Genomic DNA, 24313 nt, shown 5'->3' with positions numbered 1-24313 from the left:
GATATCTATTGTTTAATTACTCTAACCGTTTCAGTAATATCTGCGATAGTTACCCTAATATAGTAAGTTCCTTCTTGTAAAGTAGACATGTCTAATATACTTTCTACATTTTTCGGTGTCGCTCTTTGTACTTCTTGGCCCAGCATATTATATAGAACGATATTTTCAATAGCGTTTTGAGCGTTTAATGTCAATGTATTCTCTACTGGGTTAGGATAGTACAATAGAGTGTTCTGAGTTTCAAATTCTCCCATTGACAAGGTGTTTGAGCCTTCGGTGATGTTTAATAATTGATTTGAAGAAACATTATATATGACGTCTTCTATTCCGCTCAGCCATTTTACTTTTACGTAATCTACGTTTTCAGCAGTACCTAGTCCGAAAATTTCAGTAGCAGAATTTTGTGATAAATAACCTTCACCGCAGAGTGTATAGCGGTATTGTTTTTCGCCATTAATAGAGATTTCAATAAAAGATCCTATACCATTTCTATTACTTTGAATTCCTTCTAATTTTACCTTGAGCCAATTATTATTAGGTTCTGTATTATTTTTCCAAAGAAAAATATTATCGTGGTTGATATTATTAACAACTATTTCTGGATACCCATCGTTGTCAGTGTCACCAATGGCATTTGAAAAGCTACTCGCATAATCATTAGGAACCGATGAGTTACTTATACTATAAGTGCCATCATTATTATTTATATAAAAAGCCGAAGATAAATAACCAGGCACAGTACCGTTAGTTTCTCCGCTAACGTATAAATCTAAATCCTTATCATTGTCAGCATCTATAAAAACAGCTCCCCAACCTAAGCTATTAAATGTAACTTGTGCAGAAACTGCTATATCAGTAAAGGTTTCATCACCATTATTTAGTAACAGAACACTGTCGGAATCATCGTTTGTAATATAAATATCTAACCACCCATCTGAATCAACATCATCTACGGTTACACTCATTGCATCTATATAAACATCAGATCCAGAAATTTGACTTACTTCCGTAAAAGTACCGTCACCATTATTTTTATACAATAGATTATGAGTATTTGGTTTGTCGTTTGAAACATATATATCTTGATAACCATCATTATTATAGTCTAAAAAAGCCGAACAAAAAGACAACATACCTTCACTTAGAAGGCCAGCTTCGGCATTTGCCAGTGTAAATGTATTATCTCCATTGTTTTTGTACAGAATATTGGGTGTGTCGTAGTCTCTAATACTTAAAAAAGCATCTAAAAACCCATCATTATTGTAATCTCCCCAAGATGCACCATAAACATAAAATGTTTCCATTAACATTCCACTTGTGTTAGTAATATCATTCATAATCATATTACCCATATTTTCATAGAGCCTAACATGAGTGTCATCGCTTGTTACAAATAAATCATTATCACCATCATTATCTATATCAACCCAATTAACTTGTCTATTTTGCCAATTATTTTGATCTATGTTTAAGGTTTGCTCTACAAAACTACCATTAATGTTTTTTAGAAAGCGTATTGGGTCACCATCTGCTGATGCTATAGTTATATCATCCCAACCATCATTGTCATAATCATAAAAACTAATTCCATTGCCTAAATATGTATTACCACATACAACATTAATACCAGCTTCGGTAGAAAAATTATTAAAGGAAATTTGGGCGAATAGATTATAGGGCGAAGCTGCAAGCACTATAATTAAACTAATTAAATGGTTATTAACATTCTTCCCTATCATAACAGGTATATAATATATCTTTAAAGATAATAAAAAAGCCGCTAATCGATAGCGGCTTTTTAAATGTCTACTATTATTTAGAAATTATTGTTTAATTACTCTAATCGTTTCTGTAGTGTTAGCAATAGTTACCTTAACAAAGTAAGTACCGTTTGCTAAATCCGACATGTCTAAATCACTATTAAGGGCATCAGGCTTAGCTCTTAACACCTCTTGACCTAGCATGTTATACATCGTCACATTCTCAATATTATTTTGAGCATTTAATGTTAATGTGTTTTTTACTGGGTTAGGATAATAAGTAAATACTGCTTCATTTTCTACATCATCCAATGATAAAGTTGAACCTTCAGTGATGTTTAATAATTGATTTGAAGAAATGTTATATATGACATCTTCTATTCCGCTTAACCATTTTACTTTTACGTAATCTATGTTTTCAACTGTACCCACTCCAAAAATTTCAGTAGCGGAATTTTGTGATAAATACCCTTCACCACAGAGTGTATAACGATATTGTTTTTCGCCATTTATAGAAATTTCAATAAAAGAGCCAATACCATTACGATTACTCACAGTCCCTTCTAATTTTACCTTTAACCAGTTATTTGAATTTTCTGTCTGATTTTTCCACAGAAATATATTGTTATGACTATCGTTATTTACAACTATTTCAGGAAATCCGTCGTTATCTATATCGCCTATTGCATTAGAATAACTTTTAGCATAATCATTGGGCACCGCGTTATTTAACAAAGAAAAAGTACTATCGGCATTATTTTGAAAAAAAGCTGATGACAAAAAATTTGGGTTTGTACCATCATGATCACTACTGACATATAAGTCTAAATCCTTATCATTGTCAGCATCTAAAAAAACGGCACCCCAACATTCGCTAAAAACTGATGTTTGAGACGATGGGGCTATATCAGTAAAGGTTTCGTCTCCATTATTTTTAAGAAACACATTGCCTTCTGCCTCATTTGTAATATATATATCTAACCAACCATCATTGTTATGATCATCAATTGTTAATGACATGGCATCTATATTAACATCAGCACCAGTGATTAACCCTACTTCAGTAAAAGTTCCGTCCCCATTATTTTTATACAAATCATTACTATAAATAGATTTATCATTGGCAACATACAAATCTTGAAAACCATCATTATTAAAATCAAAAAATGCCGCACAGAATGAAAGTTTGCCAAAATTTATTATTCCTGCTTCTGAGTTCACAATTGTAAATGTATTATCGCCGTTATTTTTATACAACACGTTAGGTATTGACTCACTTCTATTACTTAAAAATAAATCTAAATAACCGTCATTATTGTAATCTCCCCAAGAAGATCCATAAGTAAACATTATCTCTTGAAGTATTCCTGCATTCTCAGAAATATCAACAAAGTTAAAATTTGAATCATTGAGATATAATTTATTGGAACTTGTGTTACTCGTGATAAACAAATCTTCGTCACCATCATTATCTATATCAACCCAATTAACTTGTTTGCTAGTCCCTATATGATCAAAATTAAATTGCTCTTCTACAAAAAATCCACCAATGTTTAAAAAGAATCGAATCGGATAATTATTTGCCGATGCTAATGTTAAATCGTCAAAACCATCATTATTATAATCATAAAAACTTACACCACTACCAAAATTAGAATTGCCACAGTTAACAACTACACCATAGTTCTCTGCCAAGTTTGAAAATGAAATTTGTGCATTTAGACAAACCGAAGATACTAATATCCAAAAGTAAGGTAATAATGATTTCATTAGCTTAAATTTACGTAAATGAAAAAAGCTGCTTTTAAAAGCAGCTTTTTTCATAAATATATATCAAATTAATGTTTAATTACTCTAACTGTTTTACTTGTTTCACCAATAGTAACACGAACAAAATAAGTTCCTGACTGCAGGTGAGACATATCTAAATCGCTATCAAGAGCATTAGGCATAGCGCTTAATACCTCTTGACCTAACATATTATACATCGTCACATTCTCAATATTATTTTGAGCATTTAATGTTAATGTATTTTTTACTGGGTTAGGATAATAAGTAAATGCTGCTTCACTTTCTACATCATTAACACCCAAAGTAGCACAACTCACAGATAACTCAAAATCACCCTCATTACCTACATTCCAACCACCAATGGCAATATAATACGTAGTTGTACCATCAGAATCGAAAGAAGTTTCTGCAAAAAAGTCTGGTGAGCCACACTCATCGTAACCATCATCAATACAAGTCAATGCCCCTGAAGTTCCCGTATAAACAAAAATCTCAGTATCAAAACTTGAGCCTAGATTACAAGTTGATAAAGTGATACGCTCTGCTACACCGCTACCGGTAAAAGAATACCAAACCCACGGAGAGTCATTATCAGCTGGAGTGTCTGCTTCAACAGTAGCTACATCTGGTGCACCAGCCTCATCTTGTGTTGCATAGAAAGTAGTGCCCAAAGTTGATGATCCGCATGATATCGCAATAGCATCAGCAAATAAATCGTTAGGTGGAGGGCAATCTAACACAAAAGGTCCAAGAACAACATCACATGTCGCATTTGACTCGTGTTCAATATTAATAGAAAACGCAGTTTGTGGAACAGGTACGCCAGTAATTGTGAATAATCCTGTAGCAGTTGCAGTACCACCAGTACCAACTGGATTACCCATATCATCCTCACCAGAAATAGTTAAAGTACTAGAATCTCCCAAATCATCAATAGAAATCGTTACATCAACTGTAGCAGGGCAATTAGTAAAATCAATTGGGTCAGTTGGTATAGTTACCGTAGGTGCAGCACAACTTGGTTCATAAGCACAGAAATTAAAATCGCCTGGCCCATCATCATTAAGAGAGTCCCACGCTCTAATCCAAAGCGTTTCACCAGGAGTTCTACCTGTGAGCGCCATTTCATATGCAGAAGGGTCATTTCCAGAAGTAGCGGAACAAGCAATCGACGTTAAGCCAGAGCAATCAGCCCCTTCATACACTTCATACCATAAAAAAGAACAACAATTAGAAATATCACCAGATATAGTAACATTACCACTAGCTGGTACGGTTACACTAAACCATATATCTCCACCACCGTACGATGTACATGTTGCAGCAGGTGGTGCAGGTGTATCTAAGTCTGAATCTGTAGCGTTAGTGTTGTTTCCTGTAGTAATACCAGTACACATATCCGTTGTTACAGGGATATTTATAGCTCCCATAAAACATCCTCTACAGGAGGGCATGTGTCTTGAAAAGTACCTAAATTAACATCACACACTGGGTCAGAACCGTGTTGCAAAGTAAATGTTACAGGTGTTCCTGTTGTATATCCTCCTAGAGAGAAAGGACCTGTACCAGTAACAGGAAAAGTATTTGTACCATCAAAAATTGCTGGACTACCGTCTCCTAAATCCGTAACGTCAAAATCCACTGCAAAAGTACCAGCACCACAATCAACAGTACCTAATGTAGCTGTACCTGCTGGAGGAGTACAAGTTGGCACAGGAGCAAACGTCAATGACCAACTGTTAAAAGTTCCTGTGTCACCGCCTGCATCATCACAGAAATTTAAAGTCCACGTACCGTCTGCATCTACCCCATCAAATGTTGATAGCGGCTGTTCTGGCATATGCGGACCTGTAAATGGCGCAGAGCCAGCTGTAATTGAAGTAGCTGCATTATCTCTAAATTGAGTACCCGCATAATCGTCTCCAGACCCACCATTATCAGTCGTCAATTCTACAATAGTAGTGCCATCTGGTGCAATTAAAAATAATTCAACATCTCCAGACCAGGTATGGGTAATATCAATATCTACTTGATCTAATAAATTGGTTACGCCCAAAACACCTACTCCTGTAACTGTAACAGTAAGGTTTAATTCATTAGCAGTACCACAAGTCGCGGCTGTACCACCTCCAGGTCCTTGAGTATCGGCTGGTGTACCAGTTCCGGGAAAGGTTTGCCCATAACCCATCGCAAACAATAATAAAAAGCTTGCGAGTAAAGTAATTTTCTTCATAAAAACATATTTTAAGTTAGTAATTCATTAAAAATATGTTAATTATCTAGAAGATTATTATGCCTTAACCACAAATCGATGAAATGTAAATAACAACGTTAAAATACTGTTAAATATATCACTGTTAACATGTTATAAACAAAAAAAACTGTGATGCAAATTGCAACACAGCTTTTGGATAAATTTAGAATTCTAATTACTGTTTATCTACAAAGGTATCCATAACAGCATCACTCACTCCCATATTGCTAAAACCACCATCGTTATAAAGGTTCTGTAAGGTTACTCGTTTTGTAAGGTCACTGAATAAGGTAACGGTATAATTGGCACAATCCATAGCTGTTGCATTACCTAAAGGAGACATTTTATCTGCGTAAGCTAAGAAGCCATCAAAGCCTTTTACTCCACTACCAGCCGTTGTTGGAGTTGGTGATTGAGAAATGGTGTTAACACGTACTTTTTTATCTCTTCCGAAGAAATACCCAAAACTACGTGCAATACTTTCTAAATACGCTTTGTTATCTGCCATGTCATTATAATCTGGAAAAACGCGTTGGGCAGCCATATAAGTTAAGGCTACAATGCTTCCCCATTCATTCATAGCGTCCGCCTTGTAGAGTGTTTGCATTACCTTATGGAAAGACATTGCAGAAACATCTGTTCCCTTTTGTGTCCAAGCGTAATTTTGGTCCGTATAGTGCTTTCCTTTTCTTACATTAATAGACATACCAATGGAATGCAATACAAAATCCAATTTACCACCAAGAATTTCCATAGATTGCTCTACCAAGTTTTGTAAATCTTCTTCAGATGTGGCATCTGCCGGAATGATTTGAGAGCCTGTTTTTTCGGCCAAGGCATTTATCTGTCCCATTCTCATAGCAACAGGTGCATTGGTCAGTACAAATTCACCTCCTTCTTCATGGACGCGTTCTGCAGTTTTCCATGCAATTGAGTTTTCGTCTAATGCTCCAAAAATGATTCCTTTTTTTCCTTTAAGTAAGTTATATGCCATAGTTGTTAGTTGTTTGTCAGTTATTTGAAATATAGTCAAAGTTAACAAAACTTTGAATTTTAAACTTTGAATTTTAAATATTTAATTGAGCAATTGCTTGGCGTGTGCCATAGCAGATTCGGTAATATTCACACCTCCTAGCATTTGAGCAATTTCCACAATGCGCTCGTCTTCATCCAATCGCTTTAATTGTGTATGCGTTGTATTATCCATATCTGTTTTAAACACCTTAAAATGTGTATTTCCTTTTGCAGCAATCTGAGGCAGATGCGTAATGGTAAAGACTTGCATCTTGCCACTCATCTGCTTCATTATGTCACCCATCTTGTTTGAAATTTCGCCAGAAACTCCTGTATCTATTTCATCAAACATTATGGACGGTAGCTGCATATATTCAGATAGAATGGACTTTATCGCCAACATAATCCGAGATAATTCTCCACCTGAAGCAGACTTCTTCAATTCATTAAAGTTTGAACCTTTGTTTGCTGTAAATAAAAACTCTAGGCTGTCTTTTCCGTTTGACGTAAAATGTCCCAAATCATCAAGCTCTATTTTGAACTTAGCATTTGGCATACCTAAATCAGATAAAATGGCCTCCAACTTTTGTACTAATAGAGGGATAACTTCTTCTCTATTATTATGAACCTTTGCTGCTACTTGATTCAATTCTATATTAAGACTTTTAATTTCTTGCTCTTTTTCAGCAATTTCATCATCGAGATTTTCTGTATTCGAAATTTTGGATTCTAACTCTTTCCTTATTTCTATTAATTCTTCAATATTGCTCGAAGCATGTTTTTGAAGTAAATTATTAATGATTTGAAGTTGTGCGTTAATACGTTCTAGTGCTTGAGGATCCGAGGATAATTGTTCTTCAAGATTGTCTAGTTCTGTTAAAATATCATCTAATTCAATAGTTACACTCGAAACTCTTTCTAATAATGACTCGTATGCCTTTCCAAATGTAGATATTTTATTCAGTTCTTGTTTTGCAGTCTTTAATTGGTCGATAACACCTTGATTTTCGGTATTTAAAATAGCTCTGGTATTACCTAGCCTTTCTCCAATAGTTTCAACATTGTTAAGCTGCTCATATTGCGACTCTAAATCTTCAAGATTAACAGATTCTAGATCAATCTCATTCAGTTCTTTAGTCAGAAACAAGTTATAATCATACTCCTTGAGCATTTCTGATTTAGAAGTTTGTAGATCTTCCAAAGATTTTTGTAATGATCTGAACGCCTTTAATTGTTTAGTAAACAATTCTAAGTTTGCACCATTATCTGCCAATGCATCAATGACCTTAAATTGATAGTCGTCTTGCATCAATTGCTGTGTTTGGTGCTGTGAATGAATATCAATAAAATATGAGCTTAGAGCAACCAAACTGTCTAGGGTCGCAGGAGTGTCATTAATAAAGGCTCGCGACTTTCCTGATGGTAAAATCTCACGCCTTATAATGGTCTGCACATCGTAATCTAAGTCTAAAGATGCAAAAAGTGCTTTTAGATTGTAATTGGCAACATCGAAGGTTGCTTCGATTATACATTTTTCATCCGTATTCTTTACCTGACTAAGATCTGCGCGTTTTCCCAAAACCAATGACAAGCCACCTAAAAGAATGGATTTACCTGCACCAGTTTCACCAGTAATTATGGTCATCCCATTATTAAACTGAACATTGAGTTCGTCTATAAGCGCGTAGTTTTTTATGTAAAGTGAGGTGAGCAATAATTTGTAATTAGTTATTACAAAAGTATCGATTCTGAGTTACTGAAACAAGTTCAGTACAAGCAAGTTCGTAATGATGTAAAAATTAAAACTTAATGTTTCTCCACTTTTGGGAGTGCATCGGTGCAATCTTGTTTAAAATATCTACGGCTTCGGTAATATTGACACTTGGACCACCAGAAAGTATATCCATTAATTCATCTGATTTCGCATCGAAAAACACACGCATTAAATAGGAATTTGGTCGTCTTCTATGAATCTTTTGTAGTTCTGATAGTGTTGAAACAACCTGGGATTTTCCTTTTTTTGCATCATCTGCCATAATATCCAAACCATCTATATGATAGTTATACATGGTTGATCTCATTTCCTTAAACGTTGGTGACAATAAATTATCTATAAGGGCGAAACGCGATTGTAAGCCGTCTTCTAACTTCCACCCTTGCCCATTTAATTGCTGAGAATAATTAGCAATAGTTTGTGCCTGGGCAAAATATTCGTCACCTCCGTTGAGCGCAAAAGAATCTGCGTCCATACCTAAAATCATAAATACATGAAACGATAATACCGAAACAAGGTTAGACTCAAATTGACGTGGGTTATATACCAAATTCTGAAATTCTAAATATTGAAAGTTAAAATCCCTGTCATTGTAGTTATATACTGGTGAACTGTATGTTGAATTAAATACTGGTCGAGAAGATGATACTTGAAGCGTAGCGCTAAATCTATCATTTTCGTAATTATTTACATTTATAACCATACTACAATTAATGCGCTCTTCTGCGCTGAACGATTTTTCCGTCCATTGTGTATTATTGACAAACTCGCTAAGTTGTTTTTCTAAAGTCTTAAAAACCACATTATTGTCGTTACCTGTTTGCTGAGCTATAACATTAACCGTGCAGTTTAATTCTTGGGCAAGAACAACTGTTGATGATAGTAAAAAGGCCAATAAAACTAATATCTTACGCATGTAATTGTTTTAAAATCTGATTCATTAAATCGTTAGCAACTTCTGCCTTTGACTTAAGCGGATGTTCAATAATATCGTTAGACGATGTTATAAATGTAACTTTATTTGTGGATACTCCAAAACCCGCGCCTTTATCCTGTAAAGAATTAAGTACAATTAGGTCTAAATTCTTAGATTTTAATTTTCCTTTTGCGTGCTCTAGTTCATTATTAGTCTCTAGTGCAAAGCCAACCAAGAATTGATGTTCCTTAATTTCTCCTAAGGATTTTAGAATATCTTTCGTCCTCTCTAACTCAACACTAAACGTTGAATCTTTCTTTTTTATTTTCTTATCTGCTACAGATTTTGGTCTATAGTCTGCAACAGCTGCTGAAAGTATCGCTATATCTGAATTCTTGAAATGTTTATGTACTTCATTGTACATTTCTTCTGCACTAACCACAGGCATAACCTTAACTAAACTATGTGCGTTTTTTTGATGTGTGGGTCCTGTGACCAGAATTACCTCAGCGCCAAGATTAGCAGCTGCATTTGCAATTTCAAATCCCATTTTACCGCTAGAATGGTTTCCTATAAAGCGTACAGGATCCAAAGCCTCGTAAGTTGGGCCAGCAGTAATAAGAATTTTTTTTCCTCTAAGAGGCAATTGATTCAGAATATCTTTTTCAATAAAGTCAATAATATCTTCTGGCTCTGCCATTCGGCCTTCTCCCACTAAACCACTAGCCAATTCGCCAGTACCAGCAGGAATCATCTTATTTCCGTAAGAGGTTAACTTTTCAAATGAAGTTTTAGTGGATTCGTGTTTATACATATCCAAATCCATAGCTGGTGCAAAATACACAGGGCATTTAGCAGAAAGATATGTTGCCAACAACATGTTATCACAAACACCATTTGCCATTTTGGCCATGGTGTTGGCCGTAGCTGGAGCGATTACAAAGTAATCTGCCCAAAGACCTAAATCGACATGGTTATTCCAAACTTGTCCCTCATCTTCTTCATCTACAAAAGACGAATAGACTGGATTTTTGGATAAGGTGGATAATGTAAGTGGAGTTATAAAATCTTTAGAAGCAGGCGTCATAACTACTTTAACGTTAGCGCCTGCTTTTATAAATAATCTTACTAAGTTAGCAGATTTATACGCGGCAATACCAGCGGTAATGCCCAATAAAATGTTTTTGTCTTTTAGAATAGACATGAAATATTATTCCTGAGTATCCTCAGTATTTCTGTGATAAATTTTATCATCTAACCACTCTTTCACTGCAAGTGCATGTGGTTTCGGTAGTTTTTCGTAAAACTTAGATACTTCAATCTGCTCTTTGTTTTCGAAAATCTCCTCAAGACTATCGTTATAAGTTGCAAACTCCTCAAGCTTGTCAATCAACTCACGTCTTATGTCTGTATTAATCTGTTCTGCACGCTTTGCAATAACAGAAATAGCTTCGTAGATGTTATCCGTTGGAGCATCAACTTGGTTTCTGTTATAAGTTACTGTAGTAACTGGTGCATCGGTCTTCTTTAAATCCATCTTTATAATGATTAACTTTTTGTAGTAAATGTATTTAACTCTTGTTGTAATTCCTCTTTCATCCTATCAGCATCTTCTAAAAACTCTGAATTAGGATAAGCTTTTTTTAATGCGTTATAGTAACCTAAAGCGTTATTTAAACGTTCTTCTTTCAGTTCATCTATACTCAATATTGCTAAATTATAAGCAGCATCAAACCTGTAAAACATGGCCTCATTTCTCAATGTAGTGCCAGGGAACTCAAGTAAAAAATTATTGAATGATTTAATTGAAGCTTTATAATCTCTAATTAAATCATACTGTTTTGCTATCTCAAAAGCCTTTTTCTCTAGTTTAAAATCCAATTCTTTAACAAGTGTATTGGCCTCTGACAGATACTGTGAATTTGGATAAGCGTTAACGAACAATTGCAGTTTTTCAATAGCTTCTACTGTTTCCTTCTGCTCTTTTGAATACACAGGCGAATTATAATAATAACCCTTTGCAGCTAAAAACGCAGCTTCTTCAGCTTTTTCACTTTGCGGATAAATATCCGTAAACTTATCAAAATGATAACTTGCTATATAGTAATCTTTCATTTGGTAAGAGCACATAGCATGCATAAAGGTCAACTTTTCAGCTTGAGGCTTACCTCTATACTGAGGTAAAATCTGATTTAATAGCCTATGGGCTTTACTCCACTTGCCAGCTTCAAACAATTCAGTACCCATTTTAAACTTTTCAGCGACATCATCAGATCTTAACGTTTTCTGAAAGTCGCTACAAGATACCAATATAATGGCTGTGAATAGTATGTAAAGTCCTCTTTTCATAAATTTTAAACAGGATGCAAAAGTATGCATTTTTAACGGATTTAAAAAACAAATATTATATGCTAAAATAACCTTAGTTTTTATTGCGAAATGTAATTTAGATTAAGTTTAACTTTTGCCTAAAACTTTAAGGACATCAGTAATTTTTTTCTTTAGTCCGTCCGTCGCTTCCACTAATGGTAAACGAACATGTGATTTAGATATATTTAAGGCTTCTAAAACAGCTTTTACACCTGAAGGATTGTTCTCAGAAAATATAAGTCCGGTGATTGGCATTAAATCAAAATGAAGTTTGTAAGCTTCCTTTGCCTTACCTGCGATTCCCAATCTAATCATTTCTGAAAACTCTTTAGGTAAAGCCTGCCCAATTACCGATATAACACCAGAACCACCTGCTAAGGCTACTCCTAGGGCTAAATCATCATCGCCAGATATTACCAAAAAATCATCTGGTTTCGTTCTTAACAATTCTAAATACTGATGTACATTATTACCTGCTTCCTTTACCGCAACGATATTGTCAAAATCTTTTGCCAAACGTAAAGTTGTTTCTGGCTCCATGTTTTTAGACGTTCTACCTGGAACATTATATAAAATGATTGGTTTTGAAGTTGCTTCAGCAATGGCCTTAAAATGTTGATACAATCCTTCTTGGGTTGGTTTGCTGTAATATGGTGATACAGATAAGATACCGTCAATACCAGATAAATCTGTTGTCTTAATTTCATCAACTACTGTTTTAGTATTGTTACCGCCTATGCCTAAGACCAACGGCAACCTTCCGTTGTTAACTTTTATGATAAACTTTGTTAATTCCTTTTTCTCCTCTGCTGTAATAGTAACACTTTCTCCTGTAGTACCACTAATTACCAAGTATTCCGTACCGTTTTCAATATTATGTTCTACTAATCGTTCTAGAGCATCAAAATCTATGCTAAGATCTGCTTTAAAAGGTGTTATTAATGCTACTCCTGTACCTATAAATTTGGTCATTATATTTTATTTAAAATGTTGAGATATTTCTTAAATTCTTTTTTAAACGTTTCTATTTCTTTTGGTTTAAGATCTATAATCAAATCGTACAACCGTTCATCATTTCTGGCCAATCCAACTTTAAAATTTGCTTTTGAAAGTGCTGTTATTAAATTCAATTCTAAACTTTCCTGCTTATAAAAACTGATTAATACATCATAATCTTCATCAACAAAAGACTGTAAATCTATATTGTTCAATTTGCCTTTCCATCCGAAGTCTTTTGGACTAAAATACGTTTCCCATTGACTAGATTCATATTTATCATCATTAACAAAAGCAACAACTTTATGCTTTGGAGATGTTAAATTCAGTTCTTTAAAATACAGTCTAAACGACTCAAAATCATCATATTCATTAGCATTAAGCAAAACCGCGATAGTCTTAACCTTATTGTTATTTACAGCCGCTTTTGGAATATCTAACAATTTATTAATGTACTTTCGGTTCGATTTTTCCTTAAAAGCTTTTAAAAACATTTATCTTTAGACTTTGTGCAAATTTACTAAAAGCACTTGCAAATATCCGTTAACTATATAGAAGTTATTCAATGATAATTAAACATCTTTTTAAACTGTTTATTTTACTGTTCATTTTTTCGTGCCATAACGAAACGCACATCTCTAAAATTGAAGGTAAACGTATAGAAATCAATGCCGATATCGCTTCGGATACCGCAATTGAAAATTTTATTAAACCCTACAGGGAAAACGTAAATAAGAACCTAGATAGTATAATATCCTACGCACCAGAAACCTATTCTAAAACTGACGGTGAACTAAATACTGCTATTGGTAACCTCATGGCTGACGCTGTTTTTGAAGAAAGCAATCCTGTTTTTAAGCAACGTACAGGAAAAAATATTGATTTAGTACTCTTAAATCATGGTGGGATTCGTTCTATAATTTCCAAAGGAAATGTTACAACTAGAACTGCTTTTGAGGTTATGCCCTTTGAAAATTCTGTAGTAGTGGTAGCGATGAAAGGAGAACAAGTTTTGGATATGATGCAATATTTAGCACAAGCCAAGCGTGCTCATCCCGTTTCTAATCACCTACAATTGGAACTTGGAAAGGATTTTGAAATTAGTTCTGCTACTTTAAATGGAAAACCTATAGATAAAGACGCCATATATCATGTCGCTACAAACGACTATTTATATAATGGTGGTGATCGAATGACGTTTTTTCATCCCAACGACAGCTTATACGTATTGGATTATAAAATACGCAACGTACTTATTGACTATTTTAAAAAGAAAGATACGATCAACCCGAAACGCGATAATCGCTTTATAAAATTAGAGGATTAAACATGAAAAGAAGACAATTTATTCAGCAATCTACGGCAGCAACAGCATTACTAGGTTTGGGCGGATTAGGTTTGCAATCCTTTGGGCCAGAAACCAAAAAGATTACCATACTTCATACAAACGACGTACACAGCCATATAGATCCTTTTGGACCAGACCATGAGCGTAACGCTAATAAAGGTGGTGTGGCAAGACGAGCTACTTTAGTAGAATCTATTAGAAAAGAAAATCCTAATACACTTTTGCTTGATGCTGGTGATATTTTTCAGGGCACTCCATACTTTAATTATTATGGTGGTGAGTTAGAATTTAAGTTAATGAGCATGTTAGATTACGATTTGGCGACCATTGGTAATCATGATTTTGATAATGGCATAGATGGATTATATGCGCAACTACCACATGCTAAATTTGAATTTGTCTCTGCGAATTATGATTTTTCGAACACAGTAATGGACACACATGTAAAACCCTATAAGATCTTAGTAAAAGACGGTATTAAAATAGGAGTGTTTGGTTTAGGTGTTCAGCTTGAAGGTCTTGTTGATAAAAATATGTATAAGGAAACGGTTTACCATAATCCAATTGAGGTTGCCCAAGACATGTCTCGTATTCTAAGGGAAGAACAAAAATGCGATTTAGTAATCTGCTTGTCTCATATTGGTTATCATTATAGAAATAGACCAGAGAGGGTTAGTGATTTGAACTTAGCGAGAGCTACAAAAGATATAGACCTTATAATAGGTGGTCACACACACACCTTCTTACCAAAACCAACTATAGAAAAGAATAGCGCAGGTAAAAATGTACTTATAAATCAGGTTGGTGCTTATGGTTTGTACCTAGGTAAAATTGACTTCTATTTTGAACCAGGTGAACCTGTAAAATCAGATGGTGCTTCAATAATTGTATAAGTTCTTTTGTAAGTTAAAAGAATAGAATCGTCTAAGATTTCAATTCAACCATTGAAATTATGAAATCTGACAAAATCATTTTAGTACTACGAATTGTTGTAGCCATAATTCTAATTCAAACGCTTCGCTTTAAGTTTACTGCAGATGACGTCAGTGTTTATATATTTGAAACTGTTGGTTTAGAACCTTACGGAAGAATAGGTATTGGCATATTAGAACTCATAGCTGGTATTTTACTCTTAATACCAAAAACCATTTGGACTGGTGCATTATTGGCTCTAGGTTTAATGAGTGGCGCTATTGTAATGCATCTTACAAAATTGGGAATTGAAGTGCAGGGAGATGGAGGCACATTATTTTACACAGCCATTGCAACGTTTCTTCTTAGCGCAATTATTTTGTACACCCAAAGAAAAGCCATACCTATTATCGGTAAAAAACTAAGCTTCTAATTGCTCATCTATATAGTTTGGTTGTGGCTCAGAAAGCTGTAATTGCGACTGTAGATAAAAGAATATAAACGCAACTACTAAAAATAATGAGTAAACAAAAATCAAGCTTTTGTCTTCTAACACATAATAATATGCCAGCTGAATAATTTCAGAAAACACAATAAAAATAGATCCTATTAAGAACAGCATGGATTTTCTATCATCTCTATACATATAATCAATTAACGCCACAGAAAGCAAGGCCATAATCACTGCATTATAGGTAAATTCCAATGTATATTCATATCCTGTGAGAGCTCCTTTAGTCGTATCCGTAACCAGTACAACACAAAACACATCCAAAAGCAAGAGAATCATTATTGGTATTGACAATTCTTTAAATATATCTCTTAACTTAAATGACGATGCAATTTTTACTATTAGGAATAAATAGGATATAATATATAAGACATTAGCACCATAATAATAATAATCCACCTCTCCTACTTTTATCTCTGGCCCATACCAAGAGATGTAACTTAAAAGTTGCCCAGCCGTAAAAGCGACCAAAAACCAAAAGAAGAACAATGACTTATTAGTTGTCCATCTACAATATAGAATGGTCAATAAAACAAGCATAAACGCACTTACCGCAGCACCCTCTTTTTCATAAGCTAAGCCTTGAAGAATTATGAAGACACCACCTAAAAGCAATAATATTACTTTTAATAATTTATTTACAAACATTAATTAATCCCTTATTTATAAAGCGAATATATAATTATTATACATATAAACGATAAAAAAATACATTTTATCGATGAAATGCATATTTTTTTGTAAGTATTTACTTCAATAAAGTTAAAAATTCCTGTTCTGAGATTATTGGTATGTTTAAACTCTCGGCTTTTGTACGTTTGCTTGGACCCATTTTATCTCCTGCCACCAGATAACTTGTTTTAGAAGAAATAGACGAGGATACCTTACCTCCATTATCTTCTATAAGCTTTTTAAGCTCATTTCTAGACACAGTTTCAAAAACACCAGAAACCACAATCGATAACCCTTTTAACTTATCGGTTTGATTAGCTAACTTATCCGCTGAAATTTCCAACTGCACACCAAATGACTTTAAACGCTCAATATTTATTTTATTTTCTTCAGACGAAAAGAATTCCACAACACTTTCTGCAATACGCTCACCAATCTCATCCACAGAGACCAAATCTAGGATTGAAGCATGCATCAGTGCATCAATTGATTTATAGTGCTTTGCCAATTTTTTGGCAACCGTTTCACCGACATAGCGAATACCCAAGGCAAACAATACGCGTTCAAAAGGGATTTGCTTAGAAGCTTCAATACCATTCACTAAATTTTCAGCACTTTTTTCTGCCATACGCTCCAGAGGTATCACTTCTTCAACGGTCAACTCATATAAATCAGCATAGTTAGAAATTAACCCTTCCTTAACCAGAAGAGCCACAGTCTCGCCTCCAAGCCCTTCAATATCCATAGCCTTTCTGGATATATAATGTTGAATACGTCCCACAACTTGAGGTGGACAACCATTGTAATTAGGACAATAATGTTTAGCCTCTCCTTCTGGCCGTATCAATTCTGTTTCACATTCTGGACAACTAGTAATATACTCTGTAGGCTGGGAATTCTCTGGTCGCTTGGTTAAATCAACCGCTATGATCTTAGGAATAATTTCACCGCCTTTTTCCACAAACACCTCATCTCCTTCCCTAATATCCAACTTTTCAATCTGATCCGCATTATGCAGTGATGCTCGCTTAACAATTGTACCTGCCAATTGTACAGGTTCTAGATTGGCAACTGGAGTAATTGCTCCTGTACGGCCAACTTGATATGTTATTTCATTAAGTCTTGTAGAAACTTGCTCTGCTTTAAACTTATACGCCATTGCCCAACGTGGTGCTTTTGCCGTATAACCTAACTCATCTTGTTGATAAAGACTATTTACCTTTACTACAACACCATCTATCTCGTATGGTAAATCGTGGCGATGCTTATCCCAATATTCAACATACGCCAAAACCTCATCAATCGAGTTGACCAACTTTGCTTCCTTTGGCACTTTAAAACCCCATTCCCTAGCCTTTTGCAACCCTTCAAACTGTGTGGAAATATTTAAGTTGTTTCCTTTTATACTATATAACAAACATTCTAATGGTCGTTTAGCTACCTCTGCGCTATCCTGCAATTTTAAACTTCCTGATGCTGTATTTCTTGGGTTTCTATAAGGTTCCTCTTCATTAGCGATACGTTCCTCGTTCATTTTTAAAAACCCTTCAATAGGTAGAATGATTTCTCCTCTAATATCAAATCGTTTTGGGTAATCACCCTTTAATTGAAGTGGTACTGTATTAATGGTCTTTACATTGGTCGTTACTTCATCACCTTGTACTCCATCACCACGTGTTACTGCTCTCAGCAGCTTACCATTTTCATATGTGAGGTTCATTGACGCTCCATCGTATTTAAGCTCGCAAGTGTACTGCACGTCGCCATCCACCATTTTTTTGATGCGTTTTTCCCAATCCAATAAATCTTCTTTGGAATACGAATTATCCAAGGAATACATTCTAAAATCATGAACGACCGTATTAAAGTTCTTGGTCACTGCACCTCCTACACGCTGTGTCGGTGAGTTGGCATCAAAAAACTCAGGATGCGCTTCCTCTAGAGCCTGAAGCTCCTTTAGCTTAATATCGAACTCATAATCGGTAATCGTAGGATTATCGAGAATGTAGTAATTGTAGTTGTGCTGGCGAAGTTCTTCTCTTAATTCGTTTATTTTTTGTTTTGTGCTCATTTAAATTACCAAGTTTGATATTTAATTTGACCAAATAAATTTCTAAAACTTTCAGTTCTTTCTATGAACTGAACTATAATTGGAAGAAACTTTTCTGAATCAATTTCATAAATTTCACTTAAGGATGAAGACATTATTTTTTCTGATTCTTGATATTTAACATAATTATATCCTCGTGATTCTTCACTACCAATCAATTCTACGTCAAGACCAAAATTTTCTTTAAATTCATTTCCAATATGATTTGCATAATCAAAATGTGTTGATGTTATTATGCCTTCAAGCCAAAAAATATTATTTCTATTCTCAGAATCAAAACCGAACCAATAATTATTACTTGAAGTTTTGATATTAACCTGGTTGTTATCAATCTTAATTAAATCTACAAATTTTGAATCCAATTCCTTTTTTAGCAGTCTCTTTAATTTTGTAATAAATTTAGTTAAAGAAACTGTTCTATGAATTAAATTTGGCTCTATATAACGCTTATAAAAGTCTAACAATTCATCAAATTCCAACTTGTTTTCAGTTTTATACGCAATATCTAATGAGTTTTCGTCTGAATACTTATAAAGATTCATTGAAGAAACAACTCCTTGTTTCTCATTTAAATATATCTTACAATGCAAATTCTTAATTGGATAAGCCTTTATTCCTAATTTTTTTACTTCATTGAAAGTCTGACTTTCATTTTCGCGATAAAAAATTTTTAAATCAACTTTTCTATTCTGAAGATTTTTAAATGTATTAAGTAATTTATTCCATTCCGATACTTTAATATAAGGTGATATTATAATGACTTCTTTATCGGCTTCATCCAATAAAGTCATTATTTCTCCAGAGATCTGTTTAGGTTTTATTAGTCTCATTGTAGGTAAAAGTTTTATCTGGGTTTTTGTTTTTGTTATATTTTCATTTAGAGTCTATCTTTATTCAACCATTTTGGTGCTGGTAATGGCACGTAGTTATTCATTTTTTCCAGTAAACCATCGATAGTATCATCAATGACTACTGCATCTAGATTTTCTTGTTTTAAAAATCCACGTTCCACCATGGTTTTGCATTGGCTTATTAACGCATCATAGTAACCATTGATATTTAAAATTCCGATGGGTTTAGTATGCAAACCCAATTGTCCCCATGTTGTGATTTCAAAAAACTCATCCATAGTACCAAAGCCACCTGGAATAATAATAAAACCGTCACTTTTATCATACATGATTACTTTTCTGTCGTGCATGTTGTCCGTAGTAATCAGTTCGGTAAGCTGTGTATGAACAATTTCTTTGGTTTTTAAAAAATGAGGGATAACACCAATCGTTTTTCCATTATTATCAATGGTCCCCTGAGCCACTTTACCCATTATACCAATCTTTGCGGCACCATAAACCAATGCTATATTTCTATCTGCTAAAGTTTTACCGAGCTGATAGGCTGTTGAAATAATTTTTTGGTCGTTTCCTTCGCTACTTCCACAAAATACTGATATACTATTCATAGGCCTTCCTTAATCCTTCCAATGGAAGGAAACTGTTGCTTTTAATTTTCTTGTTATTTTATTCCTTTTAACATTCTATCGTTGCCGTTCAAGTCCTTTTTCAATTCTACTTCACACAAACCTGAATCTATTAACAATTGCTTAGTTTCATCGCCAAGATACTGGTTAATTTCAAAAAATAATTGACCTTTTGGCTTTAAGTTTTCAACAGCAAACTTTGTGATTGCTTTATAAAATTGAAGGGGATTCTCATCCTCAACAAACAACGCCAAATGTGGTTCGTTGTCTAATACATTGGGTTTTATTTCTATCTTTTCTAGGTTTCTAACGTATGGTGGATTGGACACTATCGTGTCAAATTCCAAGTTTTTAAACTCTAAATTCCAAGACATTTCGTTTAATATGTCTGCTTTAATAAACTCAATGTCAACTTTATTGATTTCGGCATTTTTCCTGGCTATTGCTAATGCTTCTTTACTTACATCTAAAGCATAAACTTTTGCATGTGGTAAATTCTTTGCCAAACTAATGGCTATGCAGCCAGAACCTGTACCTATATCTAATATTTTTATTTGAGATTCTTCGCTTCGCTCAGAATGACACTTAACAATCCAATCAACCAATTCTTCCGTTTCTGGGCGTGGAATAAGTACATGTTCATTTACTTTAAAATTTAAACCATAAAACTCTGTTTCTCCTAAAATGTATTGAATTGGTTTTTGTTGTTTTAATTCTTCGAGAACATTAAAAAAGGTGTTTGTTTCAGGCTTAGTGAATGTGAATTCTGGCTCTAAAGTCAATTGTATTCTAGGAACATTAAGATAGTGTTCGGTACATAGAAAGAAGAAACTTTCAACTTCATTTTTACCATAGATGGCATCTAACTCCTTGTGGAAGATATGTTTAAGGTCGAGTGCTTTCAATACTATAAATCTTTAAGCATCCAGACGGAACAAGAGTAATGACCTGTATCTCCCATAGGTTTGTCAATGCTCTCAAAACCAACCTTTCTGTACAGTTTTCTGGCATCGTCCATATATGGCATGGTTTCTAGATAGCATTGATCGAAACCAGCTTGTTTTGCAAAAGCCAAACATTTTTCCATCATTTTACTACCCAAACCTTTACCTCTAGCTTCTGGCATAAAGTACATTTTCTGCAATTCGCATACGTTGCCATCGTAATTGTCTAAAGGAGAAATTCCGGCGCCACCAATAATGGTGTTTCCTTTTTCAACCACAAAATACGCTTTTCGAGGCTTACTGTAAGTTTCAGTCATACAATCCAATGCTTTATCCTCATAAGCTGTACCTACTTTAGGTACACCAAATTCGATTAACACAGACCGAATGGCCTTAGCTATTTTAGGGTCGTCCTTTTGTTCTATTTCTCGAATAACAATAGTATCTTTACTCACTTAATTTATGAAATTTATACTGACTTTTTTTCGGTATGAAGATAGTTATAATTACCGTTTTATGCTTAAAAGAATTTTATTGATTTCGCTGTTTTGTTCACTGGTTTTTAACTGTACTGTAAATAAGCAGCCTGAGTTTTTAGGACTGGAAAATATAGAAGTTGTTGATTCTAACATTAATAAAATTACACTCAGTGCAGATGCTTTGTTCATTAACCCGAATGACGTTGGTGGCACACTAAAAACCGATGATTTAAAAGTTTTTATTAACGATACGGAAGTCGCAAATATTGTTTCGGAATCATTTGATGTTCCTTCTAAAAACAACTTTAAAATTCCGCTTACTGTTGCTGTTGATACAGACAGCATTATTGATAAAAAAAGTCTAGGAGGTTTATTGGGCAGTTTAATATCCCAAAAACTAGAAGTACAGTATAAAGGAGAAATAAAGTATAAAGTATTTGGTTATTCTTCCACATATAACGTCGATGAAACTCAAAATGTAAAAATTAAACTTTAATTGCACAGTCACGAATACTATATAAATCGCTGTTTACAACTCGCAAAAAACGGATTGGGCACCACGAGACCTAATCCTGCGGTTGGTGCTGTAATTGTTTACAATGATACTATTATTGGTGAAGGTTTTACAAGTCCGTATGGCGGCAACCATGCTGAAGTAAACGCCATTAACTCGGTAAAAGACAAATCGCTATTGAGCAATAGCACCATCTATGTAACGTTAGAACCTTGCAGTCATTACGGTAAAACACCTCCTTGTAGTGACTTAATCATTACCCATAAAATTCCAGCCGCAGTCATTGGCTGCATTGATGACAACCCAGAAGTTGCTGGTAAAGGTGTTGAAAAACTTAAAGCATCAGGTTGTAAAGTAACCGTTGGTGTTATGGAAGCGGAATGTAAAGCGCATCATAAGCGATTCTTTACCTTTCATAACAAAAAGCGTCCTTATATTATCTTAAAGTGGGCTGAAACACGTGATGGTTTTATCGCACCAAAAACAAAAAATGAAAAGAAACCAGTTTGGATTACCAACCCGTATTCTAGGCAGTTAGTCCATAAATGGCGTGCAGAAGAACAAGCTATCTTAGTTGGCACAAATACTGTGATTGAAGATAACCCAAGCTTAACTGTTAGGGATTGGAAAGGGTCAAATCCTATTAGAATTGTTTTAGATAAAGATGAGAAACTACATTCTGATTTTAATGTGTTTGCCGATAAAGTAAAAACCATTAGAATAACGAACAATCTTATTGATTTTGAAAAACCAATAGCTCAACAGATTTGCAATCTTTTACATGGAGAGAACATTAATTCTGTAATTATTGAAGGTGGTTTAAAAACGCTTCAAACTTTTATCGCTGAAAACCTATGGGACGAAGCACGTGTTTTTACCGGAAATATTGAGTTTAAAGAAGGTGTTAAAGCTCCGCTATTTACAGGAAAACTCATTTCGGAATCCAGAATTAATAAAGACGCACTAAAAATTTTTTTGAACAGATAATGAGACTTCCGTTTACACGGAAAATGAATATGATAAAAACGTTGATTTTTGATTTTGGTGATGTGTTCATCAACCTAGACAAGCAAGGTGCAATGCAAAATGCATTAGAGCTTTTTGGGTTGAAAACTTTTGAAGACGACATGCTTTCTGCAAATATTCATTATGAAATTGGAAAAATTTCCACCACAGATTTTATTGCCTTTTACTTGAAAAAATTTCCGCATTTAAACGAGAATCAAATCATAGAAGCGTGGAATTATATCCTAAAGGATTTCCCGAAACATCGCTTGGATTTTGTGAGAGATTTGGCTCAAAGTGGCAATTACAAGCTTATACTATTGAGCAACACCAATGATATGCATATTGATTTTATTAAATCAAATGTAAAGTTCTATGAAGATTTTAAAAGCTGTTTTCATAAGTTTTATCTTTCGCAAGAAATACACCTAAGAAAACCCAATGCAGATATATTTGAGTTTGTTATGAAAGAAAATAATCTTAATCCTACTGAATGTCTATTTATAGATGACACAAAAGAAAATACCGAGACAGCAGCATCAATGGGATTTAACATTTGGAATATAAATGAAACCAAAGAAGATATAGCCAACTTATTTGAAATAAAAAAAGACCTCTTTTGATTTACTTAATCCTTAGCATCTTATCCTCTACTGCAATATTTGTTGTATTCAAAATTCTAAGCAAATACAATGTTAACACATTGCAAGTTATTGTTGTAAACTATGTTATAGCTTTTACAACTGGCATAGCTCTGTATGATGAAACAATAAATCTAAATATTATCAATGCAGATTGGTTTATTGTAGCAATCGCATTAGGGTTTATGTTTATCGCAATATTCAATGTTTTGGCGCTTACCGCACAAAAAAACGGACTCTCAGTAGCTTCAGTTGCAAGTAAGATGAGTGTTATAATCCCAGTATTATTCGGACTTGTTATTTACAACGAAAGTACTGGTTTACAAAAATTGATTGGAATAATTCTAGCACTAATAGCTGTATTATTAACTTCAATTAAACCAAAGTCAGATGTGGTTTTAACCAAATCCATCTATTTACCTATTATATTGTTTTTAGGTTCTGGAATCATTGACACTAGTGTAAATCACTTTGCACCAGATGGGAATAAAGCCTTATTTTTAGCTATAATTTTTGGGATAGCTGGTATTATCGGCATTATAATTTTAAGCTACAAATCTATAGTAGCAAAAGACCATTTTAAATTAAAAAGCATACCCTTTGGTATTATTCTAGGTATTGTAAACTACGCTTCCATGCATTACATCTTAAAAGCATTGCGCGTCGATGGGTTTGAGAGTTCCTCTGTTTTTACAATCAACAATGTGGCCATTGTTGCTATTTCAACTTTAATAGGCCTTTTTCTTTTTAAAGAACATATATCCGTAAAAAATTGGTTAGGGATTATACTTGCCTTAGTTTCAATAGGTTTAGTAACACTTTAAC

Annotated in this window: 25 protein-coding genes; 7 read left to right on the top strand and 18 right to left on the bottom strand. The window is 34.2% G+C overall.

The window, feature by feature from the left end; all coding sequences use genetic code 11:
* Positions 1–5 precede the first annotated feature (5 nt).
* From ACQ65V_RS10900 to ACQ65V_RS10845, 12 genes are all read right to left on the bottom strand, one after another.
* Positions 6–1739: an FG-GAP-like repeat-containing protein gene (locus ACQ65V_RS10900; protein ID WP_430467906.1), complete on the bottom strand. Its 1734-nt coding sequence runs from the start codon at positions 1737–1739 to the stop codon at positions 6–8.
* An 84-nt stretch (positions 1740–1823) separates the two neighbouring features.
* Positions 1824–3530, bottom strand: a complete 1707-nt coding sequence (locus tag ACQ65V_RS10895) for an FG-GAP-like repeat-containing protein (RefSeq protein WP_430467905.1) — start codon at positions 3528–3530, stop codon at positions 1824–1826.
* 68 nt (positions 3531–3598) lie between these two features.
* The gene (locus tag ACQ65V_RS10890; RefSeq protein WP_430467904.1) at positions 3599–4981 is read right to left on the bottom strand and encodes a T9SS type A sorting domain-containing protein; all 1383 of its coding nucleotides are present in this window, start codon (positions 4979–4981) and stop codon (positions 3599–3601) included.
* Complete coding sequence (locus ACQ65V_RS10885) at positions 4969–5784, bottom strand: proprotein convertase P-domain-containing protein (RefSeq protein WP_430467903.1); 816 nt, start codon at positions 5782–5784, stop codon at positions 4969–4971. Before ACQ65V_RS10885 ends, ACQ65V_RS10890 begins: the two co-directional genes overlap by 13 nt.
* 196 nt (positions 5785–5980) lie before the next feature.
* Positions 5981–6799, bottom strand: a complete 819-nt coding sequence (locus tag ACQ65V_RS10880; RefSeq protein WP_155087193.1) for an enoyl-ACP reductase FabI — start codon at positions 6797–6799, stop codon at positions 5981–5983.
* An 81-nt stretch (positions 6800–6880) separates the two neighbouring features.
* Positions 6881–8533, bottom strand: coding sequence for a DNA repair protein RecN (gene recN, locus ACQ65V_RS10875; RefSeq protein WP_155087192.1), 1653 nt, complete (start codon positions 8531–8533; stop codon positions 6881–6883).
* Between the two features lie 85 nt (positions 8534–8618).
* On the bottom strand, positions 8619–9509 hold the full coding sequence (locus ACQ65V_RS10870) for a DUF4835 family protein (RefSeq protein ID WP_155087191.1): 891 nt from the start codon (positions 9507–9509) through the stop codon (positions 8619–8621).
* Positions 9502–10713: a bifunctional phosphopantothenoylcysteine decarboxylase/phosphopantothenate--cysteine ligase CoaBC gene (gene coaBC / locus ACQ65V_RS10865; protein WP_430467902.1), complete on the bottom strand. Its 1212-nt coding sequence runs from the start codon at positions 10711–10713 to the stop codon at positions 9502–9504. The genes ACQ65V_RS10870 and coaBC overlap by 8 nt, the downstream gene beginning before the upstream one ends.
* A gap of 6 nt (positions 10714–10719) precedes the next feature.
* The gene (locus ACQ65V_RS10860; RefSeq protein ID WP_430467901.1) at positions 10720–11046 is read right to left on the bottom strand and encodes a DNA-directed RNA polymerase subunit omega; all 327 of its coding nucleotides are present in this window, start codon (positions 11044–11046) and stop codon (positions 10720–10722) included.
* 11 nt (positions 11047–11057) lie between these two features.
* Positions 11058–11858 (bottom strand): outer membrane protein assembly factor BamD, encoded by an 801-nt coding sequence (locus ACQ65V_RS10855; RefSeq protein ID WP_202913863.1) that lies wholly within the window; start codon positions 11856–11858, stop codon positions 11058–11060.
* Between the two features lie 108 nt (positions 11859–11966).
* Positions 11967–12851, bottom strand: coding sequence for a 4-hydroxy-tetrahydrodipicolinate synthase (gene dapA, locus ACQ65V_RS10850; protein ID WP_430467900.1), 885 nt, complete (start codon positions 12849–12851; stop codon positions 11967–11969).
* Complete coding sequence (locus tag ACQ65V_RS10845; RefSeq protein WP_155087186.1) at positions 12851–13369, bottom strand: DUF6913 domain-containing protein; 519 nt, start codon at positions 13367–13369, stop codon at positions 12851–12853. Before ACQ65V_RS10845 ends, dapA begins: the two co-directional genes overlap by 1 nt.
* A 71-nt stretch (positions 13370–13440) precedes the next feature.
* Between ACQ65V_RS10845 and ACQ65V_RS10840 the strand changes: the two genes are divergently transcribed.
* The 3 genes from ACQ65V_RS10840 to ACQ65V_RS10830 are packed head-to-tail and all read left to right on the top strand — an operon-like array spanning position 13441 to position 15568.
* Positions 13441–14202: a 5'-nucleotidase C-terminal domain-containing protein gene (locus ACQ65V_RS10840; RefSeq protein WP_155087185.1), complete on the top strand. Its 762-nt coding sequence runs from the start codon at positions 13441–13443 to the stop codon at positions 14200–14202.
* 2 nt (positions 14203–14204) lie between these two features.
* Complete coding sequence (locus ACQ65V_RS10835; RefSeq protein ID WP_273292591.1) at positions 14205–15116, top strand: bifunctional metallophosphatase/5'-nucleotidase; 912 nt, start codon at positions 14205–14207, stop codon at positions 15114–15116.
* Between the two features lie 59 nt (positions 15117–15175).
* Positions 15176–15568 carry a DoxX family membrane protein gene (locus tag ACQ65V_RS10830; RefSeq protein WP_430467899.1) on the top strand — a complete coding sequence of 131 codons (393 nt, stop codon included), beginning with the start codon at positions 15176–15178 and terminating at the stop codon, positions 15566–15568.
* On the opposite strand, the gene ACQ65V_RS10825 is transcribed toward ACQ65V_RS10830, so the two are convergent.
* From ACQ65V_RS10825 to ACQ65V_RS10800, 6 genes are all read right to left on the bottom strand, one after another.
* Complete coding sequence (locus ACQ65V_RS10825; RefSeq protein ID WP_430467898.1) at positions 15557–16294, bottom strand: hypothetical protein; 738 nt, start codon at positions 16292–16294, stop codon at positions 15557–15559. The two genes, ACQ65V_RS10830 and ACQ65V_RS10825, sit on opposite strands and share 12 nt — an antisense overlap.
* Positions 16295–16394: 100 nt before the next feature.
* Complete coding sequence (ligA, locus tag ACQ65V_RS10820) at positions 16395–18389, bottom strand: NAD-dependent DNA ligase LigA (RefSeq protein WP_430467897.1); 1995 nt, start codon at positions 18387–18389, stop codon at positions 16395–16397.
* 5 nt (positions 18390–18394) lie between these two features.
* Positions 18395–19258: a hypothetical protein gene (locus tag ACQ65V_RS10815; RefSeq protein ID WP_430467896.1), complete on the bottom strand. Its 864-nt coding sequence runs from the start codon at positions 19256–19258 to the stop codon at positions 18395–18397.
* A 47-nt stretch (positions 19259–19305) separates the two neighbouring features.
* Entirely contained in the window at positions 19306–19887 is a 582-nt protein-coding gene (locus ACQ65V_RS10810) for a TIGR00730 family Rossman fold protein (protein WP_430467895.1), read from the bottom strand.
* Positions 19888–19940: 53 nt separating this feature from the next.
* Positions 19941–20810: a peptide chain release factor N(5)-glutamine methyltransferase gene (prmC, locus tag ACQ65V_RS10805; protein WP_430467894.1), complete on the bottom strand. Its 870-nt coding sequence runs from the start codon at positions 20808–20810 to the stop codon at positions 19941–19943.
* Positions 20811–20812: 2 nt separating this feature from the next.
* Positions 20813–21304 carry a GNAT family N-acetyltransferase gene (locus tag ACQ65V_RS10800; RefSeq protein WP_430467893.1) on the bottom strand — a complete coding sequence of 164 codons (492 nt, stop codon included), beginning with the start codon at positions 21302–21304 and terminating at the stop codon, positions 20813–20815.
* A 61-nt stretch (positions 21305–21365) separates the two neighbouring features.
* On the opposite strand from ACQ65V_RS10800, the gene ACQ65V_RS10795 reads away from it, so the two are divergent.
* The 4 genes from ACQ65V_RS10795 to ACQ65V_RS10780 are packed head-to-tail and all read left to right on the top strand — an operon-like array spanning position 21366 to position 24312.
* Positions 21366–21824 carry an LEA type 2 family protein gene (locus ACQ65V_RS10795; protein ID WP_430467892.1) on the top strand — a complete coding sequence of 153 codons (459 nt, stop codon included), beginning with the start codon at positions 21366–21368 and terminating at the stop codon, positions 21822–21824.
* The gene (gene ribD / locus ACQ65V_RS10790) at positions 21825–22829 is read left to right on the top strand and encodes a bifunctional diaminohydroxyphosphoribosylaminopyrimidine deaminase/5-amino-6-(5-phosphoribosylamino)uracil reductase RibD (RefSeq protein ID WP_430467891.1); all 1005 of its coding nucleotides are present in this window, start codon (positions 21825–21827) and stop codon (positions 22827–22829) included. It abuts the gene before it with no gap.
* Positions 22830–22858: 29 nt separating this feature from the next.
* Positions 22859–23470, top strand: a complete 612-nt coding sequence (locus tag ACQ65V_RS10785; protein WP_430467890.1) for an HAD family hydrolase — start codon at positions 22859–22861, stop codon at positions 23468–23470.
* On the top strand, positions 23467–24312 hold the full coding sequence (locus tag ACQ65V_RS10780; protein ID WP_430467889.1) for an EamA family transporter: 846 nt from the start codon (positions 23467–23469) through the stop codon (positions 24310–24312). The genes ACQ65V_RS10785 and ACQ65V_RS10780 overlap by 4 nt, the downstream gene beginning before the upstream one ends.
* Position 24313: the final 1 nt, after the last annotated feature.

Origin of the sequence: Winogradskyella ouciana, from assembly GCF_965284585.1 — a bacterium.
Lineage (GTDB): Bacteria > Bacteroidota > Bacteroidia > Flavobacteriales > Flavobacteriaceae > Winogradskyella > Winogradskyella ouciana.
The sequence above is the reverse complement of the archived record's forward strand: the minus strand, read 5'-3'. Positions and strand labels throughout refer to the sequence as shown.

Excerpts from the sequence above, each read along its gene's own strand:
- ACQ65V_RS10900 (WP_430467906.1), bottom strand. The coding sequence starts at position 1,739 with ATGATAGGGAAGAATGTTAATAACCATTTAATTAGTTTAATTATAGTG.
- ACQ65V_RS10895 (WP_430467905.1), bottom strand. The coding sequence starts at position 3,530 with ATGAAATCATTATTACCTTACTTTTGGATATTAGTATCTTCGGTTTGT.
- ACQ65V_RS10890 (WP_430467904.1), bottom strand. The coding sequence starts at position 4,981 with ATGGGAGCTATAAATATCCCTGTAACAACGGATATGTGTACTGGTATT.
- ACQ65V_RS10885 (WP_430467903.1), bottom strand. The coding sequence starts at position 5,784 with ATGAAGAAAATTACTTTACTCGCAAGCTTTTTATTATTGTTTGCGATG.
- ACQ65V_RS10880 (WP_155087193.1), bottom strand. The coding sequence starts at position 6,799 with ATGGCATATAACTTACTTAAAGGAAAAAAAGGAATCATTTTTGGAGCA.
- ACQ65V_RS10870 (WP_155087191.1), bottom strand. The coding sequence starts at position 9,509 with ATGCGTAAGATATTAGTTTTATTGGCCTTTTTACTATCATCAACAGTT.
- coaBC (WP_430467902.1), bottom strand. The coding sequence starts at position 10,713 with ATGTCTATTCTAAAAGACAAAAACATTTTATTGGGCATTACCGCTGGT.
- ACQ65V_RS10860 (WP_430467901.1), bottom strand. The coding sequence starts at position 11,046 with ATGGATTTAAAGAAGACCGATGCACCAGTTACTACAGTAACTTATAAC.
- ACQ65V_RS10855 (WP_202913863.1), bottom strand. The coding sequence starts at position 11,858 with ATGAAAAGAGGACTTTACATACTATTCACAGCCATTATATTGGTATCT.
- dapA (WP_430467900.1), bottom strand. The coding sequence starts at position 12,851 with ATGACCAAATTTATAGGTACAGGAGTAGCATTAATAACACCTTTTAAA.
- ACQ65V_RS10845 (WP_155087186.1), bottom strand. The coding sequence starts at position 13,369 with ATGTTTTTAAAAGCTTTTAAGGAAAAATCGAACCGAAAGTACATTAAT.
- ACQ65V_RS10840 (WP_155087185.1), top strand. The coding sequence starts at position 13,441 with ATGATAATTAAACATCTTTTTAAACTGTTTATTTTACTGTTCATTTTT.
- ACQ65V_RS10835 (WP_273292591.1), top strand. The coding sequence starts at position 14,205 with ATGAAAAGAAGACAATTTATTCAGCAATCTACGGCAGCAACAGCATTA.
- ACQ65V_RS10830 (WP_430467899.1), top strand. The coding sequence starts at position 15,176 with ATGAAATCTGACAAAATCATTTTAGTACTACGAATTGTTGTAGCCATA.
- ACQ65V_RS10825 (WP_430467898.1), bottom strand. The coding sequence starts at position 16,294 with ATGTTTGTAAATAAATTATTAAAAGTAATATTATTGCTTTTAGGTGGT.
- ligA (WP_430467897.1), bottom strand. The coding sequence starts at position 18,389 with ATGAGCACAAAACAAAAAATAAACGAATTAAGAGAAGAACTTCGCCAG.
- ACQ65V_RS10815 (WP_430467896.1), bottom strand. The coding sequence starts at position 19,258 with ATGAGACTAATAAAACCTAAACAGATCTCTGGAGAAATAATGACTTTA.
- ACQ65V_RS10810 (WP_430467895.1), bottom strand. The coding sequence starts at position 19,887 with ATGAATAGTATATCAGTATTTTGTGGAAGTAGCGAAGGAAACGACCAA.
- ACQ65V_RS10795 (WP_430467892.1), top strand. The coding sequence starts at position 21,366 with ATGCTTAAAAGAATTTTATTGATTTCGCTGTTTTGTTCACTGGTTTTT.
- ACQ65V_RS10785 (WP_430467890.1), top strand. The coding sequence starts at position 22,859 with ATGATAAAAACGTTGATTTTTGATTTTGGTGATGTGTTCATCAACCTA.